The sequence below is a fragment of the Rhizobium sp. LEGMi-198b genome (assembly GCF_054114205.1).
Map to the genome: position 1 here is coordinate 41,614 of NZ_JBSYVH010000014.1, position 13,908 is coordinate 55,521.

The following is a 13,908-nucleotide window of genomic DNA, read 5'->3' on the forward strand; positions in this document are numbered from 1 at the left end:
CTCGCGCTTCTGGCGATTTCTTGAGAGCGCGGACAAAGCGGACCTTGCGTCTGGGTCAGGTAAGTTCTTACAATCCTGTCGGCGAGGGACGAGAGCGGAAAAGCCACACCACTTGCGGAAAGCACTCAAAAGCTGCCGCAGGTCGCACCTGCCGCCAAATTCCGCTTATTTCAGCACGCCGAGCATCGAGCTGTCGGGATAGCAGGTGGGCTTGCGGCCGCTTTTTTCCTGCCATTGGCCGATCGACCGCCGGGTCTTGTAGCCCGGCAGTCCGTCGGTGCCGCCGACGTCGTAACCCTTGTGCTCCAGGGTCATCTGCATGCCGGCGACGTCGGAGCGCAGCATCTTGCCGACATCACCCCATTGGCCCTGGAAAGCGCCGGAGCCATAGGCGATGCGGTCGGCGAGATTGCCGATATAGAGGCCGTAGAGGTCGGAATTATTGTATTCCTTGATGACGTAGAAATTCGGCGTGACGATGAATTCCGGTCCGTCGCGGCCGGCCGGCACCAGCATCATGCCGCTGGCGCGCAGCTCATCGGACGGAAAAGCCTTGCCGGCGATCCTGGTGATCCCGAGCGCGTTCCATTGTGAAATCGGCTTGGCAAGATCCGGCCCTTCCTGCGCGCAGGACACGTTTTCCGGGATCGTCACTTCATAGCCCCAGCCGCGGCCGCGCTGCCAGCCCTTCTGCACAAGATAGTTGGCTATGGATGCGAGCGTATCCGGCACGGACGTCCAGATGTTGCGATGGCCGTCGCCGTCGAAATCAACAGCGTATTTCAGGTAGCTGGTCGGCATGAACTGCGGTTGGCCGAGCGCGCCGGCCCAGGAGCCCATGAACTGATCCGGCGTGACATCGCCATGCTCGAGAATGCCGAGTGCTGCGATAAGCTCGGTACGGAACATTTCCTTGCGCGTCGACATAAAGGCCTTGGTCGCCAGCACCTGGATCGCCGAATTCGGCAGTTTCGCCGCTCCGAAGCCGGTCTCGCGGCCCCAGATCGCCAGCACGATCGGACCGGGCACGCCATAGACCTTTTCGATCCTCTTCAGCGTCGGACCATATTGCGAAGCGAAGCTGCGTCCGGTCGCCGCCAGTTTCTGTAGCCGTGCCTCGTTGAAATAGGGAGCGGGCGAGGAGAATTCCGCCTGCGTCTGCGGCTGTTCCTTGGGCTTTGGAAAGCCTGGTGGGGCAAGATCCGGCAGATTCCAATTCAGTGTCACGCCGGAAAAAGCCGCCTTGAAGGTCTTTTCAGAAATGCCGTCCTTCTTCGCTTCCGGCCAGAGGTCCTTTTGCACCCAGCTCTCGAATTGCGCTTCGACATCGGCCCGGGAAGCGGCGAGGGCGGGGAGGGGGAGGAGGCCAAAGAGGATGATAAGCATGCGCAAAATATACCGCGCCGTGTGCACTCTCCTCATACTCTGTCTCTCCTTCAAATCGTCGTCCGCGCCCGCAGCGCCGCCGTCAGCGTGCCTTCGTCCAGATAATCGAGCTCGCCGCCGACCGGTACGCCATGGGCGAGGCGGGTGATTTTCACCTCCAGGCCGGCGAGCTGGTCAGTTATATAGTGTGCTGTGGTTTGCCCCTCGACTGTGGCGTTGACGGCGATGATGATCTCCCGGACACCGCCCTCGTTGACGCGCTCTATCAGCCCGCGAATGTTGAGATCGTCGGGTCCGACGCCATCGAGCGGCGACAGCACGCCGCCAAGAACGTGATAGGCGGCATTCATCGCGCCGGCGCGCTCCAGTGCCCAGAGGTCGGCGACATCTTCGACGACGATGATAACGGACTGATCGCGCCGGTCGTCGGTGCAGACGGTGCAGGGGTCGACAGTATCGATATTGCCGCAGCGCGAGCAAATCTTCACCTTGTCATAGGCATCGCCCATGGCATGGGAGAGCGGGCCGAGCAACTGGTCCTTCTTCTTGATCAGGTGCAATGCGGCGCGCCGTGCCGAGCGTGGGCCGAGGCCCGGCACTTTTGCCAGAAGCTGGATGAGTTTTTCAATTTCGGGGCCGGTGACTCGCTTTGCCATGGGAGGCTTTTAGCTCATATGCTGAAGGAACGGAATCGCGGAAGGGATGAACGCCCTATGAAAATTCTGGCCGTCTGCATCGGCGCCGCCGAAACATTGCCCGGCAAGAGCTACAAGACCGGAATCAATAAGCATGCGGTCGGCGGCACGGTCATGGTCGACGCCGAGGGTATCATCGGTGATGCCGTCTGCAATGGCGAACATCACGGCGGACGCGATCAGGCCGTGTATATCGAAGGTTCGCTGACGCTGGATTGGTGGTCGAGCGAGTTGGGTCGCAGGCTGGAACCCGGTGCGTTCGGCGAAAATATCGTCATCGAAGGGCTCGATAACCGCGAGGTCGCGGTCGGCGACAGATTCATAGCCGGCGATCTAGTTCTGGAGGTTACCTCGGCCCGCATTCCCTGCGCGACGTTCGCGGCGAAGATGGGTGATCCGAAATTCGCCAAGCGCTATATGCAAGCGGGCCGTCCCGGCATCTATTGCCGCGTCATCAAAAACGGCACGGCCACCGCCGGGACGCCGGTGACCTATGTCCCCTATGCCGGCGCCAAGGTCACCATGCCGGAAATGATGGCTACCTTCGGTAGACGATTGTCGCCGGAGGACCGGGCGCGTTATCTCTCCGCGCCCATTCACTACAAGCTCAGAGCGCTTCTCGACGATGATTCCTAAAGCATGTGGCGCAAAAGTGCGTAGCGGTTTTGCGATAACGACATGCGCAAAATCAAAGACCTAAAGCGCGAGGAGCGAATCCTAGAGATCGCGATGCTCTTTAGACGAGCCCGGTGCGAAAACGCTCGAACAGTGCCCGACCTTCCGGCCAATCGCCAATTCCGGAATTTGCGTTGATATGGCCGAGCGCACCGGCATCGATCAACGCGCTGCCCCAGGCGGCGGCGCTTTCTCTCGCATAGTCGAACGAAGCGAAGGGATCGTCGGTGCTTGCGACGAGGAGCGACGGAAACGGCAGTCGCTGGCGCGGCGGATTGGCGAAGCTCGGGGCTTCCGTCAGATAGACGTCGCCCGTGGGATCGGGCGCGGAGACGAGGAAGGCGCCGAGAATTCTCGCAGGTGAGGACGCCGCCCAGTGCGCGACCAACTGGCAGGCGAGGCTATGGGCGACGAGGATTGGTAGCGTCTTGGAACGACTGATCTCCCGGTCGAGCGCGGCGAGCCAATCGGCCAATTCCGGCCTGTCCCAGCTCGCCGGCTGAAAGTGGCGCATCTCCGGATCCCGCCGTTCCCACAGGGTCTGCCAGTGGCCTTCCCCCGAACCGCCAAGGCCGGGCAGGATGATGATATCACTCATATCTTCCTCTCGTACTGTGTTGACGGAGGGAGGGTCGCACGCCGCATCGGCAATTGACATTAGAGTCTATCGGGCAAATCCTGCTCTGGCCGATGAATTCAAGGTGCGAGAATGGAAAGTTTCGAGAAAGACCTGGATCCGACCGATTTGTCGATGATCGAGATCCTGCAGGAGGATGGGCGAATTTCCGTATCGGAACTTGGCCGCCGGGTAGGGCTTTCACAGCCCGCCGCGTCGGAACGCCTGAAAAGGCTTGAGGAGCGTGGCGTCATTGCCGGCTATCGTGCCGTCATCGATCCCGCTGCCGTCGGCCTCGGCATGATGGCGGTTGTCCGGCTGCGTACGACCCATGAGCACATACGCCCCTGCCTGAAGCAATTTTCGGAGATGCCGCAGATCATCGAGGTCCTGCGGCTGACCGGCGAGGATTGTTTCCTGCTCAAGGTCCTGGTGCCGACACCCTCAGACCTTGAAACCATCGTCGATTCCATTGCTCGCCACGGCGCGGTGACCACGTCGCTGGTATTGCGGAACGAGCCGGCGAAACCGATCGGTCGCGAGCTCATCCGCAAGACGATTGCGCGTTGACCACGCGTTGAAGCAAGCGCTTCTCAGAAAGGCAGCTTGAACCCGGGCGGGATCGGCAGACCGGCGGTCAGTTCGCGGGTCTTTTCAGCGGCCAGCGCCTCGGCCTTTTCCTGGGCGTCCTTGTTTGCAGCGACGATCAGGTCCTCGAGGATTTCAACGTCTTCTTCCTTGAAGAGCGACGGATCGATCTTGATGCCCAGCATCTGGCTCTTGCCGTTCACAGTGACGGTGATGAGGCCGCCGCCGGCTTTGCCTTCGGCCCGGATGTCGGCGATTTCCGCCTGCATCTTCTCCATCTTGGCCTGCATTTCCTTCACTTTGCCCATCATGCCCATGATGTCGCGCATCGTTGCTGGTCCTTCTCTTCCGTCTCTTTGTCTTGTTATTTTTGGCTACAATCTATGTCGAAAACCGCTTTACGCTTTTATCCTACGGCTCTTCGATTTGGTATCATACCCTTAGAATTCGATATCATCGCCCGGCAGGATGTCGCCGTCGACGGATTCGGCAGTCGCCGGGGCGGCAGTTTGTTCTTCTTCCTCAGGGTCGGGCGCGCGCACGCGAACGTCGATGATCCTGGCGCCCGGAAATTGCGATAGGATCGCCGCCACATCGGGGTCCTGGCGGGCATCGGCGACCCGTTGCCGCTGCTCGTTCGCCTCGGCCTCCACCAGGGTCGGTTCGCCTTCGTCGCGGCTGAGGCTGACGATCCAATGGATGCCGGTCCATTCCTTCAGCTTGACGGCAAGCTCGTTCAGCAGCGTCCCCGGCGCACCCGGCGCCAGGCTGACATCGAGCCGACCGGGCTCCAGCCGCACCGGGCGAACGAAGCTGCGCACCAGCGCCTTTACTTTCGGATCGCGCTTCTGGCCGGCGAGCTCGGCGATATCGGCCATCGAATTGACGGGAACCAGTGGCTTCGGCGCTTCGGCGGGTTTTGGCTCGATACGGCCGATCACGGGACTTGCCTGTGGCTGCGTATTCGGAACCGACCGCAGCATGGCGACCGGTGCAGGCGGCACCAGCGCGGGCCGTGATGGTGCGGTTTCCACCGCGCGCGCCATGACATTGCCCTGATAGGAGACAGGCGTTCCCATGCCGTTGCCGGCAGATGGCACGGGCGATGGACGCGTTCCACCGCCATTGCCATCCGAAAATTCGGCAAGCCGCCGCGCTGCGTCTTCCGGCGCCGGCAGATGGGCGGCATGCGCAAGGCGGATCAGCACCATTTCGGCGGCACCGGCCGTGCGGGCTGCGCTTTCGGTCTCCGGTATGCCCTTCAGCAGCATCTGCCAGAAGCGAGAGAGCGTGGTAACCGCCACGCCCTGGGCGAAATCAGCCGCCTTGGTGCGCTCGACCTCGCTCAACGACGGATCGTCGGCGGCATCGGGCACATATTTCAGGCGGGTGACGAGATGGGTGAAATCGGCAAGATCGGTCAGCACGACGACAGGATTGGCGCCGGCTTCGTACTGGCTGTTGAATTCCGCCAATGCGGCGGCGACATCGCCCTTGATGACATGGTGGAAGAGATCGACGATGCGGGCGCGGTCGGCGAGCCCCAGCATCGAGCGAACTGCATCCGCTGCAACCACGCCGCTGCCATGGGCGATCGCCTGATCGAGCAGCGACAGCCCATCGCGGGCCGAGCCTTCGGCGGCACGGGCGATCATGGCGAGCGCTTCCGGCTCCGCCTCGATGCCTTCTTTCGCGGCGATGGTGGTGAACAGACCGACGAGGTCGGAAGCGCTGATGCGGCGCAGATCGAAGCGCTGGCAGCGCGACAGCACCGTGATCGGCACCTTGCGGATTTCGGTGGTGGCGAAGATGAACTTCACATGCTCCGGCGGCTCTTCCAGGGTCTTCAGCAGCCCGTTGAAGGCGGCCGTGGACAGCATGTGCACTTCGTCGATGATATAGACCTTGTAGCGCGCCGAAACGGGGCGATAGCGCACCTGCTCGATGATCTCGCGGATATCGTCGATGCCGGTATGCGAGGCGGCGTCCATCTCGATGACATCGACATGCCGGCCTTCCATGATCGCCTGGCAATGCAGGCCGGGCTCGCGCAGGTCGATGGTCGGGCGGTCGATCTCGGCGGTCTTGTAGTTGAGGGCGCGTGCCAGGATGCGGGCCGTCGTCGTCTTGCCGACGCCGCGTACGCCGGTCAGCATATAGGCCTGGGCAATGCGGCCGGTCTCGAACGCATTGGTCAGCGTGCGAACCATCGGCTCCTGGCCGACCATAAGGTCCGTAAAGTCCTTGGGCCGGTATTTGCGAGCCAGAACCCGGTAACCGGTGCCGGTCGAAGCGGCATCTTTTGCTTGTCGCTCGGTGTCGCTCATCGCCCTGCTTGTCGCCCGCAGAAAGCCGGGCCTTGCTTTCGGAAAGGGTGGGAGGCTGGCACGATGACCCGTGCCGGGCTCGTTAGGGCTGCTTCCTTCCGGACCTGACCCGGTTGGCGAGTGGCTCGTCCACCACCAACCTCCCAGATGCACATATCGGCAATATCGGCATCAAAAGCAAGCCAAGGTCAAAAAAAACTGCTAAACATTTGATAAAACACTGGAGGACAACCCATTGCAGGATTTTGCGCTCGACGATCGTCTGGCGAATGACAGCGTTTCCGTCGCCATTACCGGCCTTTGCGACGTGCGGCTGATGAAGGATCGCCGCTGGCCATGGCTGTTGCTGGTGCCCCGTCGGCCCGGCATGTCGGAAATATTCGAGCTGACACCGCTCGACCAGGTGCTGTTGACCTTCGAGACGAATAAGGTCGCAGCCGCCTTGAAGGCGGTGACCGGAGCGACAAAAATCAACATCGGGGCCCTTGGAAATATCGTCCGTCAGCTTCATGTTCATGTCATTGCGCGGTTCGAAGGGGACACGAACTGGCCAGGCCCGATCTGGGGCTACGGCAAAGCGGAACCCTATGCGGACGAAGATATGAACAGCTTCATAGCCAAGTTGCGGGAAACGCTTTCACAATGAACCATTCCATCTTCTCTACGGATGCCCCCCACCCGGAAGCCAGCAGCCTCACCGCCTTTGCGGAAAACCAGCTTAACCGGGACGCCGAGCACCGCGACGAGGAATCGGTCGAGCGAGCTCTTTCCAAGGACGGCACGCATATCCTCGCTTTCGCCAGGGACAGGCTGGTCCTGAAACATGACGGCCAGGTGCTCGATCCGCTGTTTGCGCGCTACGAACTGCAGGAACTCGATCCCGACTGGGAAGCGGCGGTGCTGCTCGGTTACCGCAAGACCGGCGAACCGCGACTGGCCGTGCCGGTGCGCATCAATGCCGACGATCTCGCCAGCCACTACAAGCCCGCCGACATGCGCTCGCTTTGGCGCGATCTCCTGCTCGAAGGTGAAATTCTCGGCGAAGCGGCGCAGGGCATGAGCCTTATCCGCTGGAACCACGACAATCGGTTCTGCGGCCGATGCGGCTCGGTCATGGAAAGCCGAATCGGCGGCTACAAGCGCGTCTGCACGGCCTGCGAACACATGATCTTTCCGCGCACCGATCCGGTCGTCATCATGCTGACGATCGACGAGGAGAAAAATCTCTGCCTGCTCGGCCGCAGCCATCATTTCGCACCCGGCATGTATTCCTGTCTCGCCGGTTTTGTCGAACCGGGCGAAACCATCGAAAATGCCGTGCGTCGCGAGACGCATGAGGAGTCCGGCATCCGCATTGGCCGTGTGCGCTACCATGCCTCGCAACCCTGGCCGATGCCGCACTCCCTGATGATCGGCTGCTATGCCGAGGCGAAGTCGAGGGAGATCCATATGGACACCGCCGAGCTCGATGACTGCCGCTGGTTCACACCGGAAGAGACGCTTGCCATGCTCGATCGCGTCTCGGCCTCCGGTAACACCTCGCCACCCAAGGGCGCCATCGCCCATCGCCTGATGCGCGACTGGGTGGAATGGAAGCGATAGGCGCTCGTCATGGCGCGCTCGGAACGGCTGCTGACCCTATTGCAGACGCTCAGGCGCTACCGACGTCCGGTCAGCGGCGCGACCCTCGCCGAGGAGACTGGCGTCAGCCTGCGCACGCTCTATCGCGATATCGCCAGCCTGCAGACGCAGGGTGCCATGATCGAAGGCGAGCCTGGCATCGGCTATGTTCTGAAGCCCGGCTTCATGCTGCCGCCGATGATGTTTTCGCAGGATGAGATCGAGGCACTGGTGCTGGGATCGAGATGGGTCGCACGCGCAACCGATTCGCGATTGGCAGCCGCGGGCGCCGATGCTCTTGCCAAGATCGCTGCGGTGCTGCCCGCTGAAATGCGCGAGGCGGTCGATCAGGCGGCGGTGGTCGTCGCAACGCGCCGCATAACGGAGGATAAGGCTGATCTTTCCCTGATGCGCAAGGCTATCCGCGGCGAACGCATGGTGCAATTGACCTATGGCGACGTCAACGGCGCTATCTCGACCCGGCGCATCTGGCCCTTCGCGCTCGGCTATTTCGATAATGCGCGCATCATCATGGCCTGGTGCGAGCTGCGCCAGGATTTTCGCCATTTCCGCGCCGACCGCATCGTCGATTTCGCAGTGCTAGACGCACGCTACCCGCGACGCCGTGTTACGCTGGCGAGGGAATGGAATGCCCGGGAGGGCATGCTCCACGATTGATCCTCAAGAGCAACGCTACTGCCAGAAACTGTCAGTAGGTACGACTATGATGGGCACCATCCCAAGCAGGAAGGAGGACCGATCATGGCAAGCCACGCTTTCATCGTCACGAAACAAACGCATCGCGGCGTCATCAAGGCGCGCAAAGGCAAAGATTTCTCTGTGCCGACATGGCCCGCCCGCTTCTTGCGGGTTGCACTGGGCTATTTTGCCGGCAGCCGAAATCACCTCGATCTCGAGGGAGCGTCTGATTTGGTCAAGCGCGATCTGGGCTTTCTGGACGGCCACGCGCCATACCGTGAGGAAGAACGGATGCACTAAGGCCGAAGCGATTTCGGCGATAAAGACATTCGTAAAATCAAGAGTTTAAAGCCCGAGAAAGCGACTCTGGCAGATCGCGATACGCTCTAAAAGCGCATCCCCATAAACATCCAATCCGCTGACAAATCCATCACCCGGCAGGCTCCGCCTCGCCTGCCGGACTGCATCTTTCATGCCCTTATATCCCCCTAAATTGAGAGGAATATCCAAATGACAAGCCCGAATCTCATCATCTTCTACGTTAAGGACCCGGCCGAAAGCGTGCCTTTCTATCGCGACCTGCTCGGCCGCGAGCCCGCCGTTGCCGCGCCGAATTTCGCTGCCTTCCCGCTCGACAATGGTTTCACCCTCGGCCTCTGGCGCCGCAGCAACGTCGAGCCGCAGCCCTCGGCCATCGGCAATCGCGGTGAACTCGCCTTCATGGTCGAAGGCGAAGGCGCGGTCGCGGAACATTACCAGGACTGGAAAGCCCGCGGCCTGCCGATTGCGCAGGAACTGACGACCATGGATTTCGGCCCGACCTTCGTCGTGCTCGATCCCGACGGTCATCGTCTCAGGGTTTGTGAGCCGGATAAGTGAATTGTGACCAGGTCACCCGCCCTCGTGGTTCGAGGCTGCAGCCCTTTGGGCTTTCGCACCTCACCATGAGGGCTGATCCTGTATGCTCCGCCACGGAACATGGTCCACGTCATGGTGAGGTGCATTCGCAGAAGAGACTGATCGATAAATTCAGAGCAATGCGAGGAACAATTGCTGCATCATATTTCATTCGGCGTCTCAGATATCGAGAGAGCCGCCACCTTTTACGACGCCGCCTTCGCACCGCTCGGCTATGTCAGGGTTTGGGAAGACTTGAACCCCGGCGATCCCAACCAGGCGATCGGATACGGCCCGCCGGGTGGGGGCGATAAGTTCGCCATCAAACTGCGCGGCGCGGCGGCTCATGCGCCAGGCCCAGGCTTCCATCTTGCCTTTGCCGCACCGGGCCGCGAGGCTGTCGTCCTCTTCCATAAGGCCGCATTGGCTCATGGCGGCACGGACAATGGCGCGCCTGGTCTTCGACCTCATTACGGGCCGAATTATTTCGCCGCCTTTGTCGTCGATCCGGACGGGCATCGCATTGAGGTCGTTACCAAGGCTGCGGAGTAGCTAGCGGTTGGAAGTTATACGATACCATCACCCGCCCTCGCGGTTCGAGGCTGCAGCCCGGCGGCCTTCGCACCTCACCATGAGGGCTAACCCTTTGGGTCAATAGCGAAATTCTCCCCCGCCTCATCCTGAGGTGCGGAGCTCGAAGAGCGAAGCCTCGAAGGACGAGGCGGCCTCCGACGCCATTAAACTTAAAGGATCAGACTTAGAGATCGCCCCGCATCGGATGCCCCTTGTAAACGCCCAGAATACGGACCTTCTCGGAGAAGAACCGCAATTCCTCCAGCGCGCGGCGCACATGGGCATCGGACGGATGGCCCTCGATATCGGCATAGAACTGCGTCGCTACAAAACGGCCGCCGAGCTGATAGCTTTCGAGCTTGGTCATGTTGATGCCGTTGGTGGCAAAGCCGCCCAAGGCCTTGTAGAGCGCAGCCGGAATGTTGCGCACGTTGAAGACGAAGGTGGTGACGATCTTTTCCTCGGTCGAGCTGCGCTGCGCCCAGTTTTCGTCACGCGACAGGATGACGAAGCGCGTGACGTTGCTCTCGGTATCCTCGACATTTTCCGCAACGATTTCCAGCCCATAGAGGTCGGCCGCCAGTCGCGGTGCAAGGGCGGCCATGGTGCGGTCGCCGGTTTCCTGCACGAGCTTGGCCGCCCCCGCCGTATCGCCGGCGATGATCGGCTTCCAGCCATTGGCGCGCACGATCTTGCGGCACTGGCCAAGCGCATGGATGTGGCTGTGCACCGTCCGGATTTCTTCCTTCTTCACACCCGGTAGCACCATGAGCTGGAAGTGGATCGGCATGAAATATTCGCCGACGATATGCAGCCGCGATTCCGGCAGCAGATGATGGATATCGGCGACCCGGCCGGCGATCGTGTTTTCGATCGGGATCATGCCGAGATCGGCTTCGCCATTGTCGACGGCGGTGAAGGCGTCCTCGAAGGTCTGGCAAGGCAGCGGCTCCATCGTCGGGAACATGTCACGGGAGGCCATGTCGGAATTGGCGCCGTAGTCGCCCTGGAAAGAGATCTTGTTGGTCTTGGTGATCATTGGACTGCCTTTGGGGAAATTCCGTCAGAGAGAGGCGCCGGAAAGGATACGGCGGGCCTTTTCGAGGTCGGCGGGAGTATCGACACCGAGCGGTATTGTGTCAACGATCTCGACATCGATGCGCATGCCGGCTTCCAGCGCTCGCAATTGCTCCAGTGATTCGCGCTTTTCCAGCGTCGAAGGGCCGAGGCTGACGAATTTTTCCAGCGCGGCGCGGCGATAGGTGTAGAGGCCAATGTGATGATAAAGCGGCCCGTTGCCGTAGGGAGCGGTGGCGCGAGTGAAGTAAAGTGCGCGCAGACGGCTGTCCGAAACGGGCGAGCCGACAACCTTGACGACACTCGGCAGCTTCTTTTCTTCCTCGTCTTTGATCTCGACGGTCAGCGTGGCGATATCGACGGCCGGGTCTTCCAGCGGGCGCAGCGACGCGCGGATGGTTTCGGGATCGACGGTCGGCAGATCGCCCTGGACGTTGACGATGATCTCGGCATGACCCTCGGGATCCACGGCCTGCAGGGCCTCATAGATCCGGTCCGAGCCGGATTGGTGATCCTTGCGCGTCATGACGACTTCGAAGCCGGCATTCGCAACGGCGGCAAAGGTGTCCTCGTGGTCGACGGCGACGACGATGCGACCGATCGCCGCCTCGCGCGCCCGTTTGGCAACCTGTACGATCATGGGCAGGCCGCAAATATCGGCGAGCGGCTTGCCCGGCAGGCGGGTGGAGGCCATCCGGGCCGGAATGAGCACCAGCGTCTTGTCTAAGTTGGGATCTGTCATTGTTGGGCCTTCTATTCCTGCCGGAAAAGTGTCAAAAAGTCTCACGGTGGAGACCGTTTAGAGAGTTGCAAGAAACTGCCAAAAGACATAGGTTTCGCGCGAATTCAAGATGGGCCGGCAGCCGCTGCCGGAGGCGAGGGGAGCATAGCAGATGAATTCATCCTACGTGAACATGGGTGTCGGGGCACTTCTGGCCACACTTTTTGTGCTGAAGTCCGTGTCGCTCGCGTCGGGATTTATTTTCCATTCAGAAACGCCAGAAAAGCCGGGCTTCGCAATTATCGCCGCTGAAGAAACGTCTGCCGGCGCCGGCGGCAAGGGAGCCGCCGCCAAGCAGGAAACGCCGATCGCGCAATTGCTGCAAAAGGCCGACGCGAAGGCCGGTGAATCGATCTTCAAGAAGTGTCAGGCCTGTCATGACGGCACCAAGGGCGGGCCGAACAAGGTCGGTCCGGATCTCTGGGGTGTGGTCGATCGTCCGATCGCCTCGCATGAAGGTTTTGCCTATTCCTCCGCCATGAAGGATTTTTCCAAGGGCAGCAGCGAAAAGTGGACCTACGATCATCTCTACCACTTCCTCGAAGCGCCGAAGAAATTCATCGCCGGGACGGCGATGGGCTTTGCCGGCCTGCCGAAGGAAGAAGATCGTGCCAATGTCATCGCCTATCTGCGCACGCTGGCCGACACGCCTCAGCCGCTGCCTGACGCGAACGCTCCCGCGGCGACGAACTAAGCTGCCTCAAGCGAACGATTGCCAAAAGCCCGGTCGTCTCGGCCGGGCTTTTGCATGCCGGTCAGTCGCTCAGACGGCGTGCTTGCGCGTCCGCATCTTTTGATCCAGGTCGTAGACCTTGAGCCCGTCCTCGGCGCCGGGCGGCACGCGCCAATCTTCCGAGATCAGGGCCTTGCGGGCGTCGTGCAGGCCGGCTTGCCAATGCTCGTGCATCGACAGCGCCGAAAATTCGTAGTCCTTCGAATGGGCGCGGAACTGCTTGTTGCGGTAGATCAGGTGGATGATCGTGACGCTGTGATCGCAGCAATGTTGCTTCAGCTTCTGGATCTCTGGATCAGCCTTTGCCTCTTCCGGCAGGCGCGCATAAAGCTCCGATATGGTACGGCGCAGACGGTGGCGTTCGAGAAAGAGGTCGGTGTTGAGCCGGGTACGGCTGGAATAGCTGATATCCTTGCGCCGCTCCTCCACTTCTTCGAGGTCCTGCGGCAACAGGCCGGTAGCGCTGAAGAGATCGACCTGGAAGACGACCGTGTCGACTTCGGCGGCGTTCCTCAGCACGTAACTCAGCGGCGTGTTCGAGACCAGACCGCCGTCCCAGTAATATTCATTGCCGATCTTGATCGCCGGAAAGCCGGGTGGCAGTGCGCCGCTCGCCATGACGTGCTCGGGCTTGATCTTGATGTCCTTGTTGTCGAAGAAAGCGAAATTGCCGGTTCTGACATTGACGGCGCCGAGGCTCAGTCGCACTGGGCCATGATTGATGCGGTCGAAATCGACATGGTCGAGCAGGGTCTGACGCAATTGTCCGGTGTCGTAGATACTGGTCGCACCCGCCGAGCCGCGCGGCTGGAACCAGGATGGGATCTGCCAGGGCGAAAAGAAACCGGGCACGCCGAAGGTCGATACCCACCAACTGCTGACCGTGCGGTAAAAACGACTGGTCTCGCGTTGGCGCTCCATCAGCACGTCGACCGGCAATTGCACGCTGACCTTGTTCCAGAAGGAGCGCAGTTTTTCCAGCCGCTGGCCCGGCACGTTGCCCGCCATGATCGAGGCGTTGATGGCACCGATCGAGATCCCCGCGATCCAGTCCGGCTCGATATTGGCTTCCCTCAATGCTTCGAAGGCGCCCGCCTGATAGGAGCCGAGCGCACCGCCGCCCTGCAGGACGAAGACCTTCTGCGCATAGGCCGAAGCGGGATTGGTGGTGGTGAGTGGAGCTGCAATATTCATGGTTCCATCCTTTGCTGCGCTCCACCCTTAGTTAAAGGCGGCGGTGC

At 61.0% G+C, this 13,908-nt stretch carries 17 protein-coding genes and 1 other RNA gene; 9 read left to right on the forward strand and 9 right to left on the reverse strand.

Annotated elements, in window-relative coordinates:
- Positions 1 to 165 precede the first annotated feature (165 nt).
- Together ACXHXG_RS31335 and recR are read right to left on the reverse strand one after the other, a co-directional pair.
- Positions 166 to 1,422: a lytic murein transglycosylase gene (locus ACXHXG_RS31335; protein WP_457901814.1), complete on the reverse strand. Its 1,257-nt coding sequence runs from the start codon at positions 1,420 to 1,422 to the stop codon at positions 166 to 168.
- Positions 1,423 to 1,436: 14 nt separating this feature from the next.
- Positions 1,437 to 2,042, reverse strand: a complete 606-nt coding sequence (gene recR / locus ACXHXG_RS31340) for a recombination mediator RecR (RefSeq protein ID WP_457901815.1) — start codon at positions 2,040 to 2,042, stop codon at positions 1,437 to 1,439.
- Between the two features lie 57 nt (positions 2,043 to 2,099).
- On the opposite strand from recR, the gene ACXHXG_RS31345 reads away from it, so the two are divergent.
- Positions 2,100 to 2,717 (forward strand): MOSC domain-containing protein, encoded by a 618-nt coding sequence (locus ACXHXG_RS31345; RefSeq protein ID WP_457901816.1) that lies wholly within the window; start codon positions 2,100 to 2,102, stop codon positions 2,715 to 2,717.
- A gap of 100 nt (positions 2,718 to 2,817) precedes the next feature.
- Here the strand turns inward: ACXHXG_RS31345 and ACXHXG_RS31350 are convergent, their stop codons facing one another.
- Positions 2,818 to 3,354: an RBBP9/YdeN family alpha/beta hydrolase gene (locus ACXHXG_RS31350; protein WP_457901817.1), complete on the reverse strand. Its 537-nt coding sequence runs from the start codon at positions 3,352 to 3,354 to the stop codon at positions 2,818 to 2,820.
- A gap of 111 nt (positions 3,355 to 3,465) precedes the next feature.
- Here ACXHXG_RS31350 and ACXHXG_RS31355 point away from each other — a divergent pair, with 111 nt between their 5' ends.
- Positions 3,466 to 3,942 carry an Lrp/AsnC family transcriptional regulator gene (locus tag ACXHXG_RS31355; RefSeq protein ID WP_457901818.1) on the forward strand — a complete coding sequence of 159 codons (477 nt, stop codon included), beginning with the start codon at positions 3,466 to 3,468 and terminating at the stop codon, positions 3,940 to 3,942.
- 23 nt (positions 3,943 to 3,965) lie between these two features.
- On the opposite strand, the gene ACXHXG_RS31360 is transcribed toward ACXHXG_RS31355, so the two are convergent.
- The 3 genes from ACXHXG_RS31360 to ffs all read right to left on the reverse strand — a co-directional run bounded on the left by ACXHXG_RS31360 (position 3,966) and on the right by ffs (position 6,431).
- Positions 3,966 to 4,289 carry a YbaB/EbfC family nucleoid-associated protein gene (locus ACXHXG_RS31360; protein ID WP_104821532.1) on the reverse strand — a complete coding sequence of 108 codons (324 nt, stop codon included), beginning with the start codon at positions 4,287 to 4,289 and terminating at the stop codon, positions 3,966 to 3,968.
- A 111-nt stretch (positions 4,290 to 4,400) separates the two neighbouring features.
- Positions 4,401 to 6,287 (reverse strand): DNA polymerase III subunit gamma/tau, encoded by a 1,887-nt coding sequence (locus ACXHXG_RS31365; protein WP_457901819.1) that lies wholly within the window; start codon positions 6,285 to 6,287, stop codon positions 4,401 to 4,403.
- A 47-nt stretch (positions 6,288 to 6,334) separates the two neighbouring features.
- Positions 6,335 to 6,431: signal recognition particle sRNA small type (gene ffs, locus ACXHXG_RS31370), an RNA gene on the reverse strand.
- Between the two features lie 91 nt (positions 6,432 to 6,522).
- On the opposite strand from ffs, the gene ACXHXG_RS31375 reads away from it, so the two are divergent.
- The 6 genes from ACXHXG_RS31375 to ACXHXG_RS31400 all read left to right on the forward strand — a co-directional run bounded on the left by ACXHXG_RS31375 (position 6,523) and on the right by ACXHXG_RS31400 (position 10,055).
- Positions 6,523 to 6,933, forward strand: coding sequence for an HIT family protein (locus ACXHXG_RS31375; protein ID WP_283048348.1), 411 nt, complete (start codon positions 6,523 to 6,525; stop codon positions 6,931 to 6,933).
- Entirely contained in the window at positions 6,930 to 7,889 is a 960-nt protein-coding gene (gene nudC, locus ACXHXG_RS31380) for an NAD(+) diphosphatase (RefSeq protein ID WP_104821535.1), read from the forward strand. The genes ACXHXG_RS31375 and nudC overlap by 4 nt, the downstream gene beginning before the upstream one ends.
- 9 nt (positions 7,890 to 7,898) lie before the next feature.
- On the forward strand, positions 7,899 to 8,585 hold the full coding sequence (locus ACXHXG_RS31385) for a helix-turn-helix transcriptional regulator (RefSeq protein WP_457901820.1): 687 nt from the start codon (positions 7,899 to 7,901) through the stop codon (positions 8,583 to 8,585).
- 84 nt (positions 8,586 to 8,669) lie between these two features.
- Positions 8,670 to 8,906, forward strand: a complete 237-nt coding sequence (locus ACXHXG_RS31390; protein ID WP_457901821.1) for a hypothetical protein — start codon at positions 8,670 to 8,672, stop codon at positions 8,904 to 8,906.
- A gap of 210 nt (positions 8,907 to 9,116) precedes the next feature.
- Complete coding sequence (locus ACXHXG_RS31395; RefSeq protein WP_104821538.1) at positions 9,117 to 9,485, forward strand: VOC family protein; 369 nt, start codon at positions 9,117 to 9,119, stop codon at positions 9,483 to 9,485.
- A 171-nt stretch (positions 9,486 to 9,656) separates the two neighbouring features.
- Positions 9,657 to 10,055, forward strand: coding sequence for a VOC family protein (locus ACXHXG_RS31400; protein WP_283048355.1), 399 nt, complete (start codon positions 9,657 to 9,659; stop codon positions 10,053 to 10,055).
- A 205-nt stretch (positions 10,056 to 10,260) separates the two neighbouring features.
- Here the strand turns inward: ACXHXG_RS31400 and ACXHXG_RS31405 are convergent, their stop codons facing one another.
- On the reverse strand, positions 10,261 to 11,115 hold the full coding sequence (locus ACXHXG_RS31405; RefSeq protein WP_104821540.1) for a prephenate dehydratase: 855 nt from the start codon (positions 11,113 to 11,115) through the stop codon (positions 10,261 to 10,263).
- 24 nt (positions 11,116 to 11,139) lie between these two features.
- The gene (locus tag ACXHXG_RS31410) at positions 11,140 to 11,895 is read right to left on the reverse strand and encodes a 3-deoxy-manno-octulosonate cytidylyltransferase (RefSeq protein ID WP_104821541.1); all 756 of its coding nucleotides are present in this window, start codon (positions 11,893 to 11,895) and stop codon (positions 11,140 to 11,142) included.
- 151 nt (positions 11,896 to 12,046) lie between these two features.
- On the opposite strand from ACXHXG_RS31410, the gene ACXHXG_RS31415 reads away from it, so the two are divergent.
- Complete coding sequence (locus tag ACXHXG_RS31415; protein WP_104821542.1) at positions 12,047 to 12,628, forward strand: c-type cytochrome; 582 nt, start codon at positions 12,047 to 12,049, stop codon at positions 12,626 to 12,628.
- 69 nt (positions 12,629 to 12,697) lie between these two features.
- Here the strand turns inward: ACXHXG_RS31415 and ACXHXG_RS31420 are convergent, their stop codons facing one another.
- The gene (locus ACXHXG_RS31420; RefSeq protein ID WP_457901822.1) at positions 12,698 to 13,861 is read right to left on the reverse strand and encodes a patatin-like phospholipase family protein; all 1,164 of its coding nucleotides are present in this window, start codon (positions 13,859 to 13,861) and stop codon (positions 12,698 to 12,700) included.
- Between the last annotated feature and the right edge of the window lie 47 nt (positions 13,862 to 13,908).

Bases quoted from the DNA above. Each gene is read 5' to 3' on its own strand.
- ACXHXG_RS31335 (WP_457901814.1), bottom strand. From the start codon at position 1,422: ATGAGGAGAGTGCACACGGCGCGGTATATTTTGCGCATGCTTATCATC.
- recR (WP_457901815.1), bottom strand. From the start codon at position 2,042: ATGGCAAAGCGAGTCACCGGCCCCGAAATTGAAAAACTCATCCAGCTT.
- ACXHXG_RS31345 (WP_457901816.1), top strand. From the start codon at position 2,100: ATGAAAATTCTGGCCGTCTGCATCGGCGCCGCCGAAACATTGCCCGGC.
- ACXHXG_RS31350 (WP_457901817.1), bottom strand. From the start codon at position 3,354: ATGAGTGATATCATCATCCTGCCCGGCCTTGGCGGTTCGGGGGAAGGC.
- ACXHXG_RS31355 (WP_457901818.1), top strand. From the start codon at position 3,466: ATGGAAAGTTTCGAGAAAGACCTGGATCCGACCGATTTGTCGATGATC.
- ACXHXG_RS31360 (WP_104821532.1), bottom strand. From the start codon at position 4,289: ATGCGCGACATCATGGGCATGATGGGCAAAGTGAAGGAAATGCAGGCC.
- ACXHXG_RS31365 (WP_457901819.1), bottom strand. From the start codon at position 6,287: ATGAGCGACACCGAGCGACAAGCAAAAGATGCCGCTTCGACCGGCACC.
- nudC (WP_104821535.1), top strand. From the start codon at position 6,930: ATGAACCATTCCATCTTCTCTACGGATGCCCCCCACCCGGAAGCCAGC.
- ACXHXG_RS31385 (WP_457901820.1), top strand. From the start codon at position 7,899: ATGGCGCGCTCGGAACGGCTGCTGACCCTATTGCAGACGCTCAGGCGC.
- ACXHXG_RS31390 (WP_457901821.1), top strand. From the start codon at position 8,670: ATGGCAAGCCACGCTTTCATCGTCACGAAACAAACGCATCGCGGCGTC.
- ACXHXG_RS31395 (WP_104821538.1), top strand. From the start codon at position 9,117: ATGACAAGCCCGAATCTCATCATCTTCTACGTTAAGGACCCGGCCGAA.
- ACXHXG_RS31405 (WP_104821540.1), bottom strand. From the start codon at position 11,115: ATGATCACCAAGACCAACAAGATCTCTTTCCAGGGCGACTACGGCGCC.
- ACXHXG_RS31410 (WP_104821541.1), bottom strand. From the start codon at position 11,895: ATGACAGATCCCAACTTAGACAAGACGCTGGTGCTCATTCCGGCCCGG.
- ACXHXG_RS31415 (WP_104821542.1), top strand. From the start codon at position 12,047: ATGAATTCATCCTACGTGAACATGGGTGTCGGGGCACTTCTGGCCACA.
- ACXHXG_RS31420 (WP_457901822.1), bottom strand. From the start codon at position 13,861: ATGAATATTGCAGCTCCACTCACCACCACCAATCCCGCTTCGGCCTAT.